Origin of the sequence: Williamsia muralis, from assembly GCF_002735905.1 — a bacterium.
GTDB lineage: Bacteria > Actinomycetota > Actinomycetes > Mycobacteriales > Mycobacteriaceae > Williamsia > Williamsia muralis_A.
In genome coordinates this window covers 620,790-639,097 of sequence record NZ_PEBD01000008.1, presented here as the reverse complement: position 1 = coordinate 639,097, position 18,308 = coordinate 620,790, and the positions used below count along the sequence as shown (strand labels likewise).

The 18,308-nt window shown below is 64.4% G+C and carries 20 protein-coding genes; 9 read left to right on the top strand and 11 right to left on the bottom strand.

Annotated features, from left to right (window positions below; translation table 11 throughout):
- The first annotated feature begins 127 nt into the window (after nucleotides 1-127).
- A complete protein-coding gene (locus CSW57_RS12090) occupies nucleotides 128-1,639 on the top strand; it encodes an FAD-dependent oxidoreductase (RefSeq protein ID WP_099383355.1) in 1,512 nt (503 codons plus the stop codon).
- A gap of 44 nt (nucleotides 1,640-1,683) precedes the next feature.
- On the opposite strand, the gene CSW57_RS12085 is transcribed toward CSW57_RS12090, so the two are convergent.
- The 3 genes from CSW57_RS12085 to CSW57_RS12075 all read right to left on the bottom strand — a co-directional run bounded on the left by CSW57_RS12085 (nucleotide 1,684) and on the right by CSW57_RS12075 (nucleotide 3,694).
- On the bottom strand, nucleotides 1,684-2,073 hold the full coding sequence (locus CSW57_RS12085; protein WP_143696527.1) for an ATP-binding protein: 390 nt from the start codon (nucleotides 2,071-2,073) through the stop codon (nucleotides 1,684-1,686).
- Nucleotides 2,074-2,340: 267 nt separating this feature from the next.
- Nucleotides 2,341-2,751, bottom strand: coding sequence for an STAS domain-containing protein (locus CSW57_RS12080; protein WP_099382965.1), 411 nt, complete (start codon nucleotides 2,749-2,751; stop codon nucleotides 2,341-2,343).
- A 115-nt stretch (nucleotides 2,752-2,866) separates the two neighbouring features.
- Complete coding sequence (locus CSW57_RS12075) at nucleotides 2,867-3,694, bottom strand: SigB/SigF/SigG family RNA polymerase sigma factor (RefSeq protein WP_023954937.1); 828 nt, start codon at nucleotides 3,692-3,694, stop codon at nucleotides 2,867-2,869.
- 174 nt (nucleotides 3,695-3,868) lie between these two features.
- On the opposite strand from CSW57_RS12075, the gene CSW57_RS12070 reads away from it, so the two are divergent.
- Nucleotides 3,869-5,047, top strand: a complete 1,179-nt coding sequence (locus tag CSW57_RS12070; RefSeq protein WP_099382964.1) for a zinc-dependent alcohol dehydrogenase — start codon at nucleotides 3,869-3,871, stop codon at nucleotides 5,045-5,047.
- Between the two features lie 48 nt (nucleotides 5,048-5,095).
- Here CSW57_RS12070 and CSW57_RS12065 read toward each other — a convergent pair whose 3' ends face one another.
- Nucleotides 5,096-5,515 (bottom strand): ChaB family protein, encoded by a 420-nt coding sequence (locus CSW57_RS12065; protein WP_023954941.1) that lies wholly within the window; start codon nucleotides 5,513-5,515, stop codon nucleotides 5,096-5,098.
- Between the two features lie 122 nt (nucleotides 5,516-5,637).
- Between CSW57_RS12065 and CSW57_RS12060 the strand changes: the two genes are divergently transcribed.
- Entirely contained in the window at nucleotides 5,638-6,486 is an 849-nt protein-coding gene (locus CSW57_RS12060) for an SDR family oxidoreductase (RefSeq protein WP_099382963.1), read from the top strand.
- Between the two features lie 59 nt (nucleotides 6,487-6,545).
- Here CSW57_RS12060 and CSW57_RS12055 read toward each other — a convergent pair whose 3' ends face one another.
- Nucleotides 6,546-7,052 (bottom strand): hypothetical protein, encoded by a 507-nt coding sequence (locus CSW57_RS12055; RefSeq protein ID WP_223249208.1) that lies wholly within the window; start codon nucleotides 7,050-7,052, stop codon nucleotides 6,546-6,548.
- Nucleotides 7,049-7,960, bottom strand: a complete 912-nt coding sequence (locus CSW57_RS12050; RefSeq protein ID WP_099382962.1) for a hypothetical protein — start codon at nucleotides 7,958-7,960, stop codon at nucleotides 7,049-7,051. Before CSW57_RS12050 ends, CSW57_RS12055 begins: the two co-directional genes overlap by 4 nt.
- Nucleotides 7,961-8,460: 500 nt before the next feature.
- Between CSW57_RS12050 and phoU the strand changes: the two genes are divergently transcribed.
- A complete protein-coding gene (gene phoU / locus CSW57_RS12045; protein ID WP_099382961.1) occupies nucleotides 8,461-9,114 on the top strand; it encodes a phosphate signaling complex protein PhoU in 654 nt (217 codons plus the stop codon).
- Here phoU and CSW57_RS12040 read toward each other — a convergent pair.
- From CSW57_RS12040 to CSW57_RS12030, 3 genes are all read right to left on the bottom strand, one after another.
- A complete protein-coding gene (locus tag CSW57_RS12040; RefSeq protein ID WP_099382960.1) occupies nucleotides 9,099-9,812 on the bottom strand; it encodes an ANTAR domain-containing protein in 714 nt (237 codons plus the stop codon). The two genes, phoU and CSW57_RS12040, sit on opposite strands and share 16 nt — an antisense overlap.
- Nucleotides 9,813-10,107: 295 nt before the next feature.
- Nucleotides 10,108-11,367 carry a serine--tRNA ligase gene (gene serS / locus CSW57_RS12035; RefSeq protein WP_099382959.1) on the bottom strand — a complete coding sequence of 420 codons (1,260 nt, stop codon included), beginning with the start codon at nucleotides 11,365-11,367 and terminating at the stop codon, nucleotides 10,108-10,110.
- Nucleotides 11,368-11,377: 10 nt separating this feature from the next.
- The gene (locus CSW57_RS12030; RefSeq protein ID WP_099382958.1) at nucleotides 11,378-11,794 is read right to left on the bottom strand and encodes an ankyrin repeat domain-containing protein; all 417 of its coding nucleotides are present in this window, start codon (nucleotides 11,792-11,794) and stop codon (nucleotides 11,378-11,380) included.
- A 130-nt stretch (nucleotides 11,795-11,924) separates the two neighbouring features.
- Here CSW57_RS12030 and CSW57_RS12025 point away from each other — a divergent pair, with 130 nt between their 5' ends.
- Together CSW57_RS12025 and CSW57_RS12020 are read left to right on the top strand one after the other, a co-directional pair.
- Nucleotides 11,925-13,028, top strand: coding sequence for a septum formation family protein (locus tag CSW57_RS12025; protein WP_099382957.1), 1,104 nt, complete (start codon nucleotides 11,925-11,927; stop codon nucleotides 13,026-13,028).
- 3 nt (nucleotides 13,029-13,031) lie between these two features.
- The gene (locus CSW57_RS12020; protein ID WP_099382956.1) at nucleotides 13,032-13,382 is read left to right on the top strand and encodes a metallopeptidase family protein; all 351 of its coding nucleotides are present in this window, start codon (nucleotides 13,032-13,034) and stop codon (nucleotides 13,380-13,382) included.
- Between the two features lie 57 nt (nucleotides 13,383-13,439).
- Here the strand turns inward: CSW57_RS12020 and CSW57_RS12015 are convergent, their stop codons facing one another.
- Complete coding sequence (locus tag CSW57_RS12015) at nucleotides 13,440-14,105, bottom strand: histidine phosphatase family protein (protein WP_099382955.1); 666 nt, start codon at nucleotides 14,103-14,105, stop codon at nucleotides 13,440-13,442.
- The gene (gene pheA, locus CSW57_RS12010; protein WP_189339226.1) at nucleotides 14,102-15,022 is read right to left on the bottom strand and encodes a prephenate dehydratase; all 921 of its coding nucleotides are present in this window, start codon (nucleotides 15,020-15,022) and stop codon (nucleotides 14,102-14,104) included. Before pheA ends, CSW57_RS12015 begins: the two co-directional genes overlap by 4 nt.
- Nucleotides 15,023-15,153: 131 nt before the next feature.
- On the opposite strand from pheA, the gene CSW57_RS12005 reads away from it, so the two are divergent.
- The 3 genes from CSW57_RS12005 (at nucleotide 15,154) to CSW57_RS24710 (ending at nucleotide 18,293) form a co-directional block, all read left to right on the top strand.
- Entirely contained in the window at nucleotides 15,154-15,918 is a 765-nt protein-coding gene (locus CSW57_RS12005) for a DUF2470 domain-containing protein (protein WP_099382954.1), read from the top strand.
- Between the two features lie 36 nt (nucleotides 15,919-15,954).
- Entirely contained in the window at nucleotides 15,955-16,767 is an 813-nt protein-coding gene (locus CSW57_RS12000; protein WP_099382953.1) for a CPBP family intramembrane glutamic endopeptidase, read from the top strand.
- A gap of 137 nt (nucleotides 16,768-16,904) precedes the next feature.
- Nucleotides 16,905-18,293 (top strand): LCP family protein, encoded by a 1,389-nt coding sequence (locus CSW57_RS24710; RefSeq protein ID WP_223249207.1) that lies wholly within the window; start codon nucleotides 16,905-16,907, stop codon nucleotides 18,291-18,293.
- Nucleotides 18,294-18,308: the final 15 nt, after the last annotated feature.

The window sequence follows — 18,308 nt, the reverse complement described above, 5'->3', positions numbered from 1 at the left end:
AACTTCTTTGCTTTCATCGCAGCTATTCCGTTCCGCCGGGTCAATTGATGCCGGCGGAACGGCGTTTCGCGAGAGCAGTTTGAACTGCAGACACCGCGGGTATCAGAGCGCTGTGTCCTCACTGTGGATGAAGAGCATTGAAGTCGACCCGCCTGCTCGGAGTATCGCCGACTCGCGCTTCGACTACGTTGTTGTCGGCGGTGGCATCACAGGTGTGACCACTGCCCTGCTTCTTGGTCGATCGGGTGCCGACGTCGCCCTGGTCGAAGCCCGACACGTCGGTGCCGTGGCCACGGGCAACACCACCGCGAAAGTCAGTGTCCTCCAGGGCACTCGACTGTCCTCCATCTCGAGTAAGCATTCGGCCGCTGCGTTGCGAGGTTATGTCGACGCCAACGTCCAAGCGCAGCAATGGCTGCTGGCGTTTTGCCGGCAACACGGCGTGCCGTTCGAGATCGAGACGGCGTACACCTACGCGCAGTCGGACAAGGGCCTCGACAGCATCCGCAAGGAGTTCCAAGCCGGCCAGAAAGCAGGCCTCGACGTCCGCTGGGTTGACGATCCCGGGACCCCGTTTCCATCGGTGGCGGCGGTGGCCCTCGACGACCAGGCCCAGTTCCACCCACTTGATGCCCTCGGAGCCCTCGTCGCCGAAGCCCAGCGGCACGGCGTGCAGATCTACGAGAACACCAGGGTCGTATCTGCGCACAGCAAAGACGGCGACCAGTTGCTTCGCACCGACCAGGTGGATCCCGTCTCAGGAGACGACCTCACCGTTCGGGGCCAGAGGATCGTATTGGCCACCGGCACACCGATTCTCGATCGAGGAGGGTTCTTCGCTCGCGTCCATCCCGAACGTTCGTACGCTGCCGCCTTCTCGGTCTCGGAGCCGATCATGGCGGGCATGTACCTTGCCGCCGACCAGCCGTCGAGGTCGGTCCGGTGGGCTCCGGGGCCCAACGGTGAGCCGCTGCTCCTCACGGGCGGAAGTGGACATCCCGTGGGGCGGGCCAAGTCGGAGCAGGAGCACGTCGACGAGCTGATCGACTGGACCACAACGTATTTCCCGACCGCGCAGTTGACCCACCAGTGGTCGGCGCAGGACTACGTCACGATCGATGAGCTTCCCTACGTCGGACCGATCCTTCCCGGGCACGACAGCATTTTCGTAGCGACCGGATTTGCCAAGTGGGGCATGACAAATGGGGTCGCTGCGGCGTTGGCGCTCACCGGCCGGCTGCTCGGCGGCGGTCCGCCGTGGGCGGAGTACCTGGACTCGTCCCGCCCTGCTCAGGTTGTGGGTGCCCCCTCTGCCGCGGTGATCAATGCCGAGGTCGGGCTGCACATGGCCAGGGGGTGGGCGGGCGCAGCGATCAAGCCCGGCTCCTCGACGGACACCGACGAGACTGTTCCTGAGGGCGGCGGGGTGCTGCGTCGCAACGGTGCCCGCCCGATGGGCGTGTGCACTGTGGAAGGGCAGACGCACAAGGTGTCGGCGGTGTGCCCTCACCTTGCGGGTGTACTCAACTGGAATGACGCCGAGAAATCGTGGGACTGCCCGCTGCACGGATCGCGTTTCGCGGCCGACGGGGCGGTCCTTGAGGGGCCGGCCACCCGACCGCTCACCAAGCTCGACTGAACCGCGCCGACGTAGTCGTCCCCGTCGGCCCGGACAGGGTCTGGTTACTTCACCAGTTCGATGGCGACCAGACGGCCATCGCTGTCTGCCTCGCCTTCATGGACGGTCACCGACTCGGTCAGCGTTTGCAACACGTGCCATCCAAAACCGGTCTGTGGCAAGGAGTTAGAGCTCGGGAGCCACGACTGGACCACACCGTTGAAGTGGTGCTCGGCTGTGGTGAAGGCGACCGTCAATTCGGCACCCGGTCCGGCATGTCCGATGATCGTCATCGCGGCTTCGTCGACGGCCAATTTGATGTCGGCGACCTCGTCCAGGGAGAAATCGGCCAGCACCGCCAGGGTCTCGGCGATGGCCCTGACCATCGCGACTTGCGACTTGTCGGCGGGCACCCGGATATTCACCGGAGCCACTGCCGTTTCGTCGATACGCATGACGTCACCCACTACCACTTCGATCCCCCTTTACCGGGCAGGTTACCCCGGCCAACGGCGTTGATCACGATCGACATTTGCACTACTCCTACTACGGTCTCACCCCGTATACCCCGACGATGGCTGCCCTAAGCACTCTTGCGAAACAAATAGTCAGGGTGCCTTCTGAGCCCCACGATTTCACAGTCCGATGTCCGCGTACGCGCCGCACCGCCCTACAGCTGCGAGCGGAAGTGAAGCCCCTCGAACGAGTTCGGGGTCGGGTTGCTACTGCGCAGGAGTGGCTTGGCGTGCCGATTCCAACGAGTCGAAACATTCGACGAGGTCTCCGAGAAGCTCCAACGGCCGGCTCACGGGCCGCCCGCAAGCCACCGCGAACCATCGATCCTCAGTGGCTGCGGTCTCGGCGACGTCGATGAGCAGTTCGAGGCACGACGACGGTGCGAAGTCGACGTCCGACAAATCGACGATCAGCGCCTTGGTTCCACCGAGCAAATGATCGAGGTAATCCTGGAGGAGCACAACGGTGTCGCGGTCCACCTCACCATCGACCCGGACAACGACGGGATGCGCACGGGTACAGGAGAACGTGATCTTGCGGGTGCACGTGTGCCCGAGTTCGGTCATGGAGCCGATGTCTCGTAGTTCAGGATAGAAATTGGTCTCCGACGGCGACATGAAAACCTCCGGCCGACTGGCGATGACTGCCCCTGGAGCTCGCCGCCCACCGAGCAGGCCACTCCGCAGAGCCCGGCTGCCTTCCCAACCTGATTAACAATCTACAATTCATTCTTCAGTTCAGGAAGGAATTCGGGCCACCCAGTGCGCCGTCTTCGTCAGAGCCGAGCTCGTCACGCAACTTGGCGAGGGTGCTGGAGAGGATGCGCGATACGTGCATCTGCGAGATACCAAGTTGTTTCGCGATCTCGGTCTGGGTCTGGGATCCGAAGAATCGCAGCACCAGAATTCGTCGCTCACGCTCGGAGAGCTTGGCGAGTGCGGGGCGAATCGCGACGTAGCTTTCGACGTGCTCGTACTCGGGATCTTCCGAGCCCAGTGTCTCCAACAACGGCGCGCCGAGTTCGTCGTCGGCCGCGCCGGAATCGGTGGACAGGGCCTGATAGGCGCCACGCGCCAACAAGCCTTCGGTCACTTCGGCGACGCTGAGATCGAGCTCAGCGGCTATCTCGCTGGGCGACGGTGCCCGCCCGAGGCGCTGGGACAGGTTTTCCGAGGCGTCGCTGATCGACTTGTGCAGCTCCTTGAGCCGGCGTGGGACACGGGTGGCCCACGCCGCATCCCGGAAGTGCCGGCGCACTTCGCCCATGATCGTGGGCACTGCGAAGGACACGAACTCCGAACCGTGCTGAGGATCGAACCGATCCACCGCGTTGACGAGGCCTAGGCGGGCAACCTGGACGAGGTCATCGTGATTCTCGCCGCGGCCACTGAAGCGGCGGGCGATGTTCTCGGCGAGAGGAAGGCAGCGGGTGATGACCTGGTCTCGAAGACGGTCCGCAGCGGGCGTGCCCTTCTCTTTCTCCCGTAGACGCGCGATCAAGTCCACGACGTCGGCATAGTCGTCTGAGACCCGCGCCTTCGGCTGAGTTCGCTCCAACACGGTCCCATCTACGCTGGCTGATTCAACTCGTCTGGGTTACCCCGTCGAGTTCGTCTTCAATCACCCTGTCATGCGGCCCTGTTCTCGAGCAGCGCTTGGGTTCACCACGGCACTCCGTGGGTATCCGGCCCGCGTGCCCGAGAACGAAACGGGCGGACCCGACCAGGAGGACTTATGAGAGCAGTGACGTGGCAGGGCAAACGGGACGTGCGAGTCGAAACGGTACCGGATCCGAAGATCCAAGAGCCGACCGATGCCATCATCGAGCTGACGACCACGAACATCTGCGGTTCAGACCTCCACCTTTATGAAGTGCTGGGCCCCTTCATGAGCGCCGGTGACATCCTCGGCCACGAGCCCATGGGACGTGTTGTCGAAGTGGGCGCCGACGTGAAGAATTTGGCCGTGGGTGACCGAGTGGTCATTCCGTTCCAGATCTGTTGTGGCAGTTGTTTCATGTGCGACCGAGGTCTGCACACTCAGTGCGAGACGACTCAGGTGACGTCGGAAGGTCGCGGGGCGGCCTTGTTCGGTTTTTCGCAACTCTATGGGCAGGTTCCCGGGGGGCAGGCCGAATACCTGCGTGTACCGCTGGCCGACTCCACCCACATCAAGGTGCCCGAGGGGCCGCCGGACTCGCGATTCGTGTACCTCTCAGACGTGCTCCCCACCGCGTGGCAGGCGGTCGAGTATGCGAATGTGCCAGAAGGTGGAACGGTTACGGTTCTGGGACTCGGACCGATTGGTGACATGTGCGCCCGCATCGCTGCTCACCGCGGTTACGACGTGGTCGCCGTGGACATGGTTCCCGAGCGCCTCGATCGAGCCAAGGCCCGCGGTATCGACACCATCGACATGCGCTCGAACAAGAACATCGGAGATGTCATCCGCGACCGCACCTCCGGGCGCGGCACCGACTCCGTCATCGACGCGGTGGGCATGGAGGCCCATGGTGCGCCGGTGGCGAAACTCATCCAGACGGTGGCCGGCCTTCTGCCCGACGCGGTGGCCCAGCCGGTGTTCAAGACCGCAGGCGTGGATCGGCTCGCGGCCGTGAACACCGCCATCGACGCGGTACGACGCGGGGGGACCGTGTCCCTCATCGGTGTTTACGGCGGCGAAGCAGACCCGCTACCCCTTGGCACCATGTTCGACAAACAGATCAATGTGCGCATGGGACAAGCCAACGTCAAGCACTGGGTGGACGACATCATGCCGCTTCTCACCGATGAGGATCCGCTGGGCGTCGACAATTTCGCCACCCACGAGGTCAGCCTCGAAGAGGCACCGCACGCTTACGAGATCTTCTCCAAGAAGCAGGACGGCGCAGTGAAGATCTTGCTCCGCCCCTGAGATCGTTAGGGCCAACCCCGAGCTCCCAGGAAGACCGTCCGGGAACCGTCACCGGTTCTTGGCGGTCTTCTTTCGGTTCGCCTTCTTGATGGCGGAGACCAGTTCCTTCTTCTTCATGGAGGAGCGGCCTTTGATGTCGAGGCGTTTGGCCACCTTGACCAGATGGTCCTTGCTCGCATTGGCGTCCACTCCCTCGGCTGACTTACCCGAGGGATTGGGGCCGCCACTCTTGGCCCGGCTGTCGGATGGACCCTTCTTCTTCTTGGGTTCCCAACGGTCGCCCACCTTTTCGAAGCTGTGCTTGAGGGCGGAGAAGGCCGTGCGGTGCGCACGTTTCTCGTCGCCGTATTCGTCCATCGCCGAGTCGTAGGTCTTGGTGAACGTGCGCTGCGCCTTCTTGCCCGACTTGATCAACGTACTCGGCAGCTCGCTCTTCTTCGGCGCACCCGATTTGGTCGTCTTCGGCATGTGCTTCCTCCTTCTCGAGAGTTCGATCGGTCCTGGAGGTTACCCGCCGGCCGCACCGCCAAACTCGAGGTTTCACCCGGTCAGCGCCGGGTAAGCAGCGGTGAACGAGAAAGGTGCAAACCATGAGCGAACATCCAGCCGAGAACATCGAATACCCGGGCCACACCGGGGACATGAGCGAGCAACCCCACGACGAGATGCGTTCGTACCAGGGCCGCGGACTCTTGCAGGGCAAGAAGGCCCTCATCACCGGCGGCGACTCCGGCATCGGACGGGCAGTCGCCGTGGCCTATGCCAAAGAGGGCGCAGACGTCGCCATCGCATACCTGGACGAGTCCGACGATGCCGCACACACCAAGGGGCTCGTCGAAGCCGAAGGACGTCGATGCACCACGTACGCAGGGGATCTGGCCGATCCCACACACTGCCGCCAGATCGTCGGCCGAACGGTCGAGGACTTGGGCGGTCTGGACATCCTCGTGAACAACGTTGCCTACCAACGCGTTGTCGAGGACTTCTCTGAGATCACCCCCGAGCAGTGGAAGCGAACGTTCGATGTGAACATCCACAGCTTTTACCACGTGACCCATGCTGCTCTCGAGCACCTCGGCGAGGGTTCGGCAATCATCAACACCGGCTCTATCAACGGGTTGCGCGGCAACAAGTCGTTGATCGACTACTCGGCCACCAAGGGCGCGGTCATCGCGCTCACCTACTCGCTCGCGCAGAGTCTCGTCGACCGCGGAATCCGGGTGAACTGTGTTGCGCCGGGACCTGTCTGGACACCGTTGATTCCCGCGACGATGCCGGCCGACAAGGTCGCCGACTTCGGTAAGCAGGTTCCTATGGGTCGCGCCGCGCAGCCGGACGAGATCGCTCCGTCCTACGTGTTCTTCGCATCGCAGACCATGTCGTCGTACTACAGCGGCGAGGTGCTGGCCCCGATCGGCGGCGAAACGCTGCCCGGCTGAGGTCGGCGGGGCGACAACCCAGTTGGCCGAAGGGATCTTCGGGCCGGCAGGACAACCGATTACGGGTTCTTCGCCTCGGTGATCGCCTCACGGATCGCCTCCGCGCATTCGGCTCCCGCAGCTTCGGGGCCTAGCCCGATGTAGAAGGTACCGGCTTGTCCGTGCTCTCCCGGGAACCCGCCCAGTGTGATCCCCGAATCCTCCACCGCCGCAAAGGTGTCTTCGAGCGCGCTGCCCACCCGGGCCGAGGCCTGCGACATCGGAACCGACAACACGGCGGTGCCCCGCTTCTCACCCGCTGTCACCACGATCAGGTGCGTGGAGTGGATGACCACGAGCACCTCGTGCGCCGCATCCGGATCGGTCCAGTTGGCCTTGCGGCGGAACACTTTTCCGAGAAGCGAGTTGGAAGGCAGATTCTGGCTGGAGGTGAGCCAGGCGGGCATGTCGTCGCTGAGGACCAACTGGTGGCTTTGAGCATGTTCTGCCAGGGCTGCCGTCATCTCCATGGACAGTTCGTCGAAGCGGACCATCCGGGTGGACCGCTTGTACATCGTGGTGCTCATGCTGGTGCCTTCTCTGCTCCGGACTCGGCCTGTGCGCTGGCTTCCACCGCGCCCGACCACGCCACTGTGACCGCGCCGACGACCGCGAAGATGAAGCCGAGAACAGCCAACCATGTCCGGCCCGGGAGTGCGTTGTCACCCAGCCAGATGATGCCGACCAGACCGGGCACCACCGTCTCGCCCACCACCAGCGCGGCCGTCGCGCCGTTGACCGAACCCAACTGCAGCGCGACGGTGTGCAGGTAGTAGCCACCTATTCCGGCGACAGCGAGCGCGTAGGCGGCGGGATCGGTGAGGATGTCGACCACGTCGAAGTCGGAAATGCCGTGCAGGATGCGCACCGCGATGGCCACGGCGCCGAACATCGCGCCCGCACACAGCCCGGCGGCAATCGCCGCCCGGGAGCCCAGCCACCTGATCAAACCGATCGAGCCGGCGAACAACACCAGGGTGACGGCAAGCAAGCCCCAGTGGAACCAGGCGGCGTCGTGCCCGTGGCCTTCGGAGTCCGCAGAGATGCCGAGCGCGAACAGCGCCACGATCACGACCGCGATCGCCAGCCAGTCCCTCTTGTGCAGGTTGATGCCGAGCACGAAGATGCCGAGGATCGCTGTCACCACCAGATTCGCACTGACGATCGTCTGCGACAGGAAGAGCGGGATGAGACGCGCCGACACCGCGCTGCCGCCGAACCCGACAACATCGAGAACGGTTCCGACGATGAACGCGGTCGTCAAGACCGCGGCCATCGTCGACCGCATGGTCGGCGCGCCCTTGTCGGTCTCGAAACCGCTCTCGCCGCGCGCGGCTGCCGCCTGCTTCGCCGAGCGTGCGCCGTAGGCCTGCATGACGGAGGACACCCCGTATGCGATGCACGCGAACAACGCCGCGAGAATGCCGATGATCATGGGGGGATTATGTCGGGGCCCGACCACTTCCGCGCATGAACGCGCCCAGAGTGCGGAATAGTGCGGCACCTGCGCCCGTTGTAGCAAGCGACGATGTTCGTATCACTGCCCCGGGTACCACCCCAAAGTTGCTGCGAGCAACCACTTGCCGAGAGGCGCACTGGCGAACATCGTCCCGTCTGACGCGAAGGCCGCGACACCCACAGGTGCCGCGGCCTTCGTGCGCGGTGCTCTCCGTGCAAACTCGACGATGCGAAAACCCACGTCGCAGACGTGGGCTCCAACTGAATCAGCACCGTGCGGCCTCTAAAGTCGGCGGAATCGGTCGCGTCGCATCGAAAGCGTCGTCACCGATGAGCAGACAAGTAGTATGGGTCACAGGCGCGTCGTTCGTCCGCCATCTCGCCATCTGTCTAAGAATGCGCAGTCACTTTCAGCGAGTCCATCACTCCCTCGGCGATTCTCATGCGGCCGCTGACTCCAGACAGAGAGACACTCTCATGCGCAGCACTTTTCGCGACCAGTTACGCGATCTCAACACAACGCTCAGTACGATGGCCACCTTCGCCGGCAATGCCGTCGAGCGAGCCAGTCACGCCGTTCTGTGCGCAGACCTCGCGGCTGCGGAGGAGGTCGTCAGTTCGCACGATGACCTACGGGCACTGTCGGCTCGGGCAGAGTCGCAGGCTTTCCTGCTTCTGGCCCGGCAGGCTCCCGTTGCCTGCGATCTACGGACAGTCGTCGCCGCGACGCACATCATCGCCGACATCGACCGCATGGGTGGACTTGCCGTACACATCGCCGAAGCAGCGAGAAGGCGTCATCCCGCGAGCGTTGTCCCCGACGAGGTGGCCCCCTACTTCTCGGAGATGGCCCAGGTTGCGGTGACGATGTCGCACACCGTCGGCGATGTGCTGCTCACTCACGATCCGGCCGACGCGCGCCGGCTCCACGACGATGACGACATCATGGATGATCTGCACCACCGACTGACGTCGACCCTCGACGACAGCTCGTGGCCGCACGGCGTCGCAGCCGCCATCGACGTCACGCTTCTCGGTCGGTTCTACGAACGCTTCGCCGATCACGCTGTGCTGATCGGCCGTCGTATCGTCTTTCAGGTCACGGGCGAATTACCTCAACCGGCTTCCTGATCACCTTCGGATCGATTGCTGATGATCTGCCGGGCTATCTCGGCAACCCGTACATTCGATTCCTGCGACAACTTGGTCAGGAGTTTGAAGGCCTGAGTGGCGTCGATCGAGAATCTCTCCATGATCATCCCTTTGGCCTGACCGATGATGTCTCGCGATGCCAGGGCGCTCTCGAACTGCTGCTGTCTCAATGCAGCGTCGAATATCAATGCCGCGTGTGCCGCCAGTGCATAGCCTGCTTCGACCGCGTCATCGGTGATGGCATGCGCGCGGTCCGAATAGAGGTTGAGGGCACCCATCCCCTCGGCGTGGGTGAACAACTCATACGACACTGACGACCTGACCGGCGACTGGTCGCGCGCTGCCTCGACCAATCTCGGCCAGCGGTTCTCCGACAGCAGGTCATCCACCCTTACCGTGCGGTGTTTCCAGGCGGCATCGAGGCATGGGCCTTGACCGGCTTGCTGTTGAAGTTGATCGAACTGCTCGGCCACCTGATGGGTGGGTGCCATTGTGTCGAGGACGTTCTCGCCCCTGGTCAAGGTGATGCCTGCGAAGACGATGCCCTCGATCACGTCAACAGCATTCGCGGTGATCTCGGTGAGAACTGCTTCCGGTCCCTCGGGCGCCTTGGCGTGTGCGGTGCGGGCGAGGTCGGCAAGCACGGTGTGCAACTGAGCGTTCGACTCATTCGGCATCGATTCGGAACTCCAATGTCGACATCGGTGCGCGCCACCCCATCACAGGGAAAGCGTTTTGGCACCGACAATACGAATACAGCAGGCGCCGCTACCTTCTGAGCTCGAACACCCGGCGCGCGACGTTCCGTTTCAGGAGACGTCGCGCGTCATGACATTACTTCATCGTCGCCGGTAGAGCTGTTGCAGGTGAAGTCAAGTTTCATCCGCGATGAAAGGCCGGCACGGTCTGTCGAGGCAGTCAGTCGTCAAAAAAAGAAAGCTCGTCGTGCACGCCTGCATCGAGAACTCGTGATCAGCGGGCAGGCGCGAGGATCTCCGAACCCACAAAAGGCACCAGTGCCTCCGGCACCCGCACGCTGCCGTCCGGCTGCTGGTGGTTTTCCAGGATCGCCACGATCCAGCGGGTGGTGGCCAGGGTGCCGTTGAGGGTCGCGGCCACCTGCGGTTTGCCGTTCTCGCCTCGGTACCTCACCTGTAGGCGGCGTGCCTGGTACGTCGTGCAGTTGGAGGTCGAGGTGAGTTCGCGATAGGTGTTCTGCGTCGGAACCCATGCCTCACAGTCGAATTTGCGCGCCGCCGATGAGCCGAGGTCGCCGCCGGCAACGTCGATGACGCGGTACGGAACATCGATCGCGGCCAGCATGTCCTTCTGCCAGCCGAGAAGCTTCTCGTGTTCGGTCTCGGCGTCTTCGGGCTTGCAGTAGATGAAGGCCTCGACCTTGTCGAACTGGTGCACCCGGATGATGCCGCGGGTGTCCTTGCCGTAGCTGCCCGCCTCACGACGGAAACAACTGGACCAACCCGCATATCGCTTGGGTCCGGCGGAAAGGTCGAGAATCTCACCCATGTGGTAGCCGGCAAGTGGGACCTCGGACGTACCGACGAGATACAGATCATCTTCGGCGAGGTGGTAGACCTCGGCCGAGTGGGCACCGAGGAATCCGGTGCCGTCCATCACCTCGGGTCGAACGAGTACCGGAGGGATCATCACGGTGAAGCCGTTGGCCGTCGCCTTCTGTGCCGCGAGCTGCATTAGCCCCAGCTGCAGCATGGCGCCCGGCCCGGTCAGGAAGTAGAAGCGTGAGCCCGAGACCTTCGCCCCGCGCTCCATGTCCAGCAGACCGAGGCTCTCGCCGAGTTCCAGGTGATCCTTGGGGTTCTCGATCGGGGTGGGCTCGCCCACGGTCTCCACGAGGACGAAGTCCTCCTCGCCACCGGCAGGTGCCTCCGGCGCGACGATGTTGTTGATGGCGCGATGAGCGGCTGCCATCTTCTCGTCGGCCGCGGACTCGCGGGCGTGTGCGGCTTTGACCTGGTCGGCAAGGTGCTTACCCCGAGCGAGCAGTTCCTGCTTCTCCTCGGCGGGCGCCTTTCCGATGAGCTTGCCGAGGTCCTTCTGTTCCGAGCGCCGCTGATCGGCCTCGGCGATGGCCGCCCGACGCTCGGAGTCGGCGGCGAGCAGCACATCCACGAGGCCGGGATCCTCACCGCGGGTGCGTTGAGATGCCCGGACGAGGTCGGGGTTGTCGCGCAAAATCTTCAGGTCGATCACTCTGGAAACCCTACTGGTCGAGCAGCCCCAGGTAATCTTCGCGCCCGAACATCGAAGCGGCATCACGCGCGGTGGGGTGCCCCGTGTCCGGATCGGCCCCCGCGGCGATGAGCGTTCGCACCACAACGTCATGCGATTTGAAGACAGCGCCGGCGAGCGGCGTCTGCCCCTTGTCGTTGACGCGGTTGACGTCGGCACCCGATTCGATCAGACCGGAGACCACGTCGTGGTGCCCGTGGTAGGCCGCCAGCATCAGCAGGGTGTCGCCTGCGCCGTTTGTCAGATTGACCGGCACACCGGCTTTCACATATCCGAGTACGGCCGTGTCACCGGACCGTGCCATGTCGAACAGCCGTCCGGCCAGCTCGGCGACATCCTCGCTCGGCATCACGGCGTCAGATTCATCGCCCCTCGCGTCTGATTCCATCCTCCGACGATAACGCGGGCCATGCACCCGAGGGTTTCGTCTCGCGGCCACAGACCTCAGTGCACAACGCGGGCCATGCACCCGAGGGTTTCGTCTCGCGGCCACAGACCTCAGTGCATGATGGACACCGATGGTTGACAGAGACGGCCGACGAGATCGACTGGGTCACGTGCTTCGACACCCGGTCAGGGTGCTGCTTGCCGCCATCCTCGTGGGTGCGGTGATCTGCGCAGGCGTGGTGGCTGTGCTGGGTGGGTTCGACGATCCCGGCAAGGTCGACGGCGAAGAGATCGGCGACGCCAAGACGTCCGCGCGGTCGAGCCCGTTCTCCGAGTCGGTTGCCGGCGACTGCCTGACCTGGCCGGTTTACCTGCCCGCCAAACAGTCGAAGGTCGACTGCACCGCCGAGCACATGTTCGAGGTCGCCGGATCGGTGGACACCGCTGCTTACCCCGGTATCCAGTTCGGCGAGGACGCACCATGGCCAACCGCTGAGCAGTTCACCGCGATCCGCGACGAACACTGCCCGGTGGTGGTGAACAACTATCTGGGCGGCCGGCTCGATCCGGCCGGCCGGTTCTCGGTCGGACTGATGTACCCCTCCCAACAGCAATGGACGGACGGGGAACGCAGTTTGCGTTGTGGGTTGCAGTTGTCGGGCACCACCGGCACGTTGAAGCCGTTCGCCGGTCTGGTTCGCGACCAGGACCAGTCTCAGCAGTGGCCAGAGGGCACCTGCATCGGGATCGACCCGGCCACCCGTAAGCCCACCGACCCGGTGGATTGCGCTGAGCCCCACGCTTTTCAAGTCACCTCTGTGGTCGACCTCTCGGCGAGGTTCGACCCCACGGGGGCCGGCGCGCCGTACCCCCCTGTGGCCGAACAGGACAACTACCTCAAGACCACCTGCCCCGACGTCACCAGCCAGTTCCTCGGCGGCCCCGACAAGCTGACACAGTCCACTCTCAACCTGCAGTGGTCCACACTCGCCGAGCCGAGTTGGCTGGCCGGCAGCCGAAAAGTGGTGTGTTATATCGGCTTACCCGACCAGGGCGGATTCGCCACGCTGGTCGGCGACGCCGCGGCCGGGAGCCTGCTCATCAACGGCAAGGTGCCGACCCCGCCCCCCGTCGAGCCTCCTGGACGCCTCATCCCATCACCGGTGCCACTGCCGCCCGGTATCGAACCCAATCCGATCGAGACCCCGGCGCCGGCCGGCGGCGGTGGTGGCTGAGCGATGCCGGTTGTCATGTCGGACAAAGCGTTCGACGAACTGGTGTCCGATGCGCTCGACACCATCCCCGAGGAACTCGCCGCTGCGATGAACAACGTGGTGGTCCTGGTCGAACCGCACCATCCCGAGGAACCCGACCTACTCGGGCTGTACTACGGAATCGCACTGACCGAACGCGACAGCCACTACGGCGGCACCCTCCCGGACACCATCACCATCTATCGCGAGCCCATCCTCGACATGTGCGACAGCGAGGACGACGTGATCTCAGAGGTCGCGATCACGGTGGTCCATGAGATCGCACATCACTTCGGTATCTCCGACGACTGGCTCCACGCCAACGGGTGGGGTTGAGACCGGAGCGCATCCGCCCCGGCCAGCCAATTGCCACGGCCGGCCCAACCGCCCTGACTAGCCCATCGGGTCGCGGGCGAGCTCTGGTTCGTCGTCACGTCGGAACGGCGGTAGTTCACTGCCCCACCGCAGGCACGTCCATCCGTCTTCGGCCCGCGTCAGTTCGATGGATCCGGTGTTCCCCAGGTGGTGGGCGAGCGCGAACTCGGTCGGCATGTTCACCAGGCGGGCTGCGACCAGCCGGATGGCCGCACCGTGACTCACCAGATGCACATCGGGACCGGAGCCGTCGGCCTGCAGGTACCGGTCGGCTATGTCCTCGATGACGGGCAGAAAACGCTCGTAGACATCGTTCAGCGATTCCCCACCGGGCAACCGGGCACCGAGCTCGCCGGCGAACCAGCTGCGGACCGTGGTGGAGAACACCTTGTGCGCGTCTTCCGACGTCTGGTCTTCGAGATCGCCGACCTGCACCTCGTGCAAGCCGTCGAGTACCTGGTTCTCCACTTCCCACACCGAACCGATCAGATCGGCCGTCTGACGAGCTCGTAGTGCCCGCGACGAGAACAGCACCGGGTCCGCGACGTCAGGTCGTTCGAGCGCATACCTGGCGGCCTGGCGTGCGCCGAAGTCGGTGAGACCCGCGCCTGGCAATGCGGTGTCGAGTCGTTGCAGCACATTCGAGGTGGTCTCGCCGTGCCGGACGAGATGCAATGAGCTCATCGGTCCAGACCCTGCCTGATCGATTCGAGCCACTGATCGCTCTGTTGATGGCTGGGTGGCGGAGTGCCGTTGGGCCGGGCCGACGGCCACGAGCCGAGAAAGTGCATCGCCGTGGCCCGTCGGTGGAGGGCACCGAGCGCTTCGGCGATGGGCGGATCGTCGAGATGCCCCACCACATCGAGATTGAAGAAGAAGCCGCCCGGCTCCCGCCTGGGTCGTGACTCGATACGCGTCAGGTCGATGCCGCGCGTCGCGAACTCATACATGGCAGCCATCAGCGAACCCGGGACGTTGGGCAGGTCCAGGGTCACCGACGTGCGGTCGCGGCCGGTGCGAGGGGGGACGGGACCGGGCCGGCCCACCAGCACGAAGCGGGTGTTGGCCTCGTCCGAATCGGCGACGCCCGTCGCCAGCGCGTGAAGCCCGTAGAGCCGGACCGACAGCGGCGTGGTGATCGCGGCATCCGCCCGGCCTTCCACCACGTCCTGCGCAGCCGCCGAATTGGACCCGCTGGTGACGAGTTGCGCCCCCGGGTAGTCGCGCTCGAGCGTCTCGCGAACCTGTGCCGAGGCCACCGGGTAGGCGGCGATCGTCGTGATGTCCGAGGAGGCCATCGGCCCACGGGTGGCCAACGTGAAGGCGATGTCCAGGACTGTTTCGGCAAAGATCTGCACCCTGGAACCCTTGATCAGCGCGTCCAGGGTCGCCGGCACCGACCCTTCCACCGAGCTCTCGATCGGGACGCATCCGTAGGCGACCTCACCTTGACGGACGAGCTCGATCACTCGGCCCGGGCTCGTGGCACTGACTCGCGCGACATCGCCGTCGTCCCCGAACGACGGATTCTCGGTGAGCAGTTGCTCCAGAGCCATCTCGGTGAACGTTCCGGAGGGTCCGAAGTAGGCGATCGCAGGCACGATTTGAAGATTACGGCAGTGAACGGGAGTCGCCGGAAAGCTTGCGGGACGAGACAACCCGTGATTAGGTTAGGGTTACCTACACCGAGCAGACAGGGTGACACCCTTCCGCCGACCATCGAGGACAGCAGATGTCGAAAATCGCCACCGCACGACCATCAGACGCCGAGCTGATCCGTACCGCGTGCATGCGCGTCACCGACGCCATGCTCGCGATCGAGGGCAGCGAACCCTCGCCGGTGACGATGGTGCACCTGTACGACTCGCAGGCCTTTGTCCTCGTACCCTCCGACTCCGCCGCGTGCGCTCTGGCCTGGCAGGCCGGTTCGGCCGGACTGCCTGCGATGGTCGAGGTGACCGACCTCGCCCCCATCGAGCTACGGGAACAGGTCCGTTCCCTGATCTGGCTCAACGGGGCGCTGCACTCGGTGCCCTCGGATCTCGAACGGGATCTGGCCTGCGAGATCGCCACCGACCACCCGTCGGCGGGCCTGCTCGACATCGGTCACGGCTACTCGCTGCTCCGCCTGAACCTGACCTCCGCGGTTCTTGCCAATTCATCCGGGGCCGCCTCGGTGTCCACGCCGGAGCTGGCTGTAGCCGCGCCGGACCCCTTCTGGGAGCTGGAGGCCGATTGGGTCGCCCACCTCGACGAGGATCACGCCGATCTGGTCGCCGCGCTGAGCGGCCGGCTGCCGGCAGAACTGCGCGAAGGCCAGGTGCGTCCGTTGGGCATCGACCGTTTCGGCGTCCGGCTTCGTATCGAGGGAACCGAGAGCGATTCCGATGTTCGTCTGTCGTTCCCGCGACCGGTTCACGATGTCTTCGAGTTGTCGCGTGCCCTACGCGCCTTGGCCGGCTGCCCTTACATCAACAGCCTGCCCGGCCAGAGCTGACGCCGCTGCGCAGAGAGCGCCAGTAACCTCGACCGGGTGAACCTGCGCCCGTGGCTGCAACCGACACGACCGGCGCAGCCGGAGGTGATCACCGATCCCCGTCAGCGACGCGCGATCGGTATCGAGATCACGATCGTGCTCGTCCTCACCTTCGGGTTGTCGGGAGCAAGATCTCTGCTCTCGATCATCGAGACCGCCATGTCCCAGCGCGGGGTGGGCGGCAGCGCCGTCGCCCTGAACAACAGCGCATCCGATCTCGGTCTCATCGACTTCTTCTACCAACTGCTCGATGCCTGCAGATTGTTCGGCATCGCCGCACTGGCGGTGTACCTGATCTGGCGTGCCGGGGTTCCCTTGGCACGCATCGGCTTTCCGCGCATCAAGGCGCGGTTCGATCTTCCTCTAGGGATCGGACTGGCTGCACTGATCGGGATACCCGGCCTCGGTCTCTACGTTGTCGCAAGGGCTTTGGATCTCAACGTCCAGGTTCTCCCGTCGAATCTCGACGAGACATTCTGGAGATTGCCGATGTTGGTGTTCGCGGCGATCGGCAACGCGGCAGCAGAAGAGTTCCTCGTGGTGGCCTACATCATCACCAGGCTTCGACAACTCGGATGGAGCGAGAACCGCAGCCTCCTGTTCTCTGCCGTGCTGCGCGGTAGCTATCACCTCTACCAAGGTGTCGGCGGCGGACTCGGGAACGTCGTCATGGGCCTCGTCTACGGCCGCGTTTTCCAGCGGACCAATCGAGTGTGGCCGCTGGTCATCGGGCATGCACTCATCGATACCGTCGCCTTTGTCGGCTACGCGCTGTTGAAGGACCACCTCGGGTGGCTGGAAGCGAGTTGAGTCCATTCCGGCCCTGAAATCTGTCGAATACGACTGCGCCGAGGGGATGGTTCCCTCGGCGTCAGCACAACCGACAGCCTTCAGGGACTACAAACAGGCGAGCTGACGACTGGACGTTCTTCAGTAGAGTCTGTGCAATGACTGACCAGGACGAGCCGTTCATCCGCCGCCCAGGCGGCGCGGGACGTCCCCGTCAGGGACAACCGCCCCAGCCCGGGGGGCCGACCCGGCGGATGGTCCCAGGCCCCGGTGGTGGCCAACCCGACGGAAGGCCGGGACCGGTCCCCGGGCGCGCACCACATCAGGACCCATTCCGCGGACGTGTGCCCGGGCAGGGTCCGCCGCGCCAGGCGCCACCTCCCGCCGGACCACCGCGTTCACCTCAGGGTCCGCCACCCCAACGCCCGCAGGACAACTATCAACCCGCCCGCGCATGGTCGGAGTCCGGCGCCCCCGAGACCCGAACGTCGAGACCTGCTCAGGGACCACCCCCGGTGGTCGCCTACAACCGGCCACGGCAACCTCCGCGCGATCCGGGGCATCGCCGTCCCGACCGTGCGGCCCCGCCACCACCGCCGCGCCGCCGCAGACGGCTGCCGATCGTGCGCACCGTCTTGATCCTGCTGCTGGTGATGGTGCTCGGCACCATCGGCCTGCTCGTCTACTTCGACACCAAACTCAATCGCGTCGACGCCCTGTCCAACTACGAGGGTCGGGTCGCGAGCAGCGCCGGCACCAACTGGCTGCTGGTCGGCTCTGATTCCCGCGCCGACCTCAGTGAGGTCGAGCGTCAGGCCCTCTCGACAGGTGACAGCGAAGGCTCTCGCACAGACACGATCATGCTGGTCCATTTCGGCTCCGGCGGTAAGCCGATGATCATCTCCATCCCGCGAGACCTCTACGTCGACATCCCCGGTCAGGGTTCGCACAAGGTGAACGCCGCCTTCAGCCTGGGCGGCCCGAAGTTGTTGGTACAGACCATCGAGACCAACACCGGTCTGCGGATCGACCACTATGCAGAGATCGGCTTCGGCGGATTCGACAAGATGGTCGACGCGGTCGGGGGTATCGAGATGTGTCTTGACGCCCCGATCAACGACCCTCTCGCCGGAATCGACCTCAAGGCCGGTTGCCAGACCCTGAACGGCCGCGAGGCCCTGGGGTTCGTCCGCACCCGCGCATTCGCGAACGCCGACCTCGAGCGTGTGGTGAACCAGCGAAAGTTCATGGCGGCGCTGATGAAGAAGGCAACCAGCGCCTCGACGATCCTGAACCCGTTCCGCTTCTGGCCCTTGGTGAACGGGACGGTGAGCTCCCTGACGGTCGACAACGGCGACCACATATGGCATCTCGCGCGCCTCGCGTGGGCGCTGCGCAGCGACCCGGTCACGGTGACCACTCCCAACGGTGGGTCGATCTTCACCGATGACGGTGACTCACTTGCCTGGGGCGACAACACCACGGCGTTCTTTGCGGCCATCGCAGACGGCAAAGAAGTTCCGCCAGAACTGATCCAAACAGGTTGATCGAGAAGTGGATCA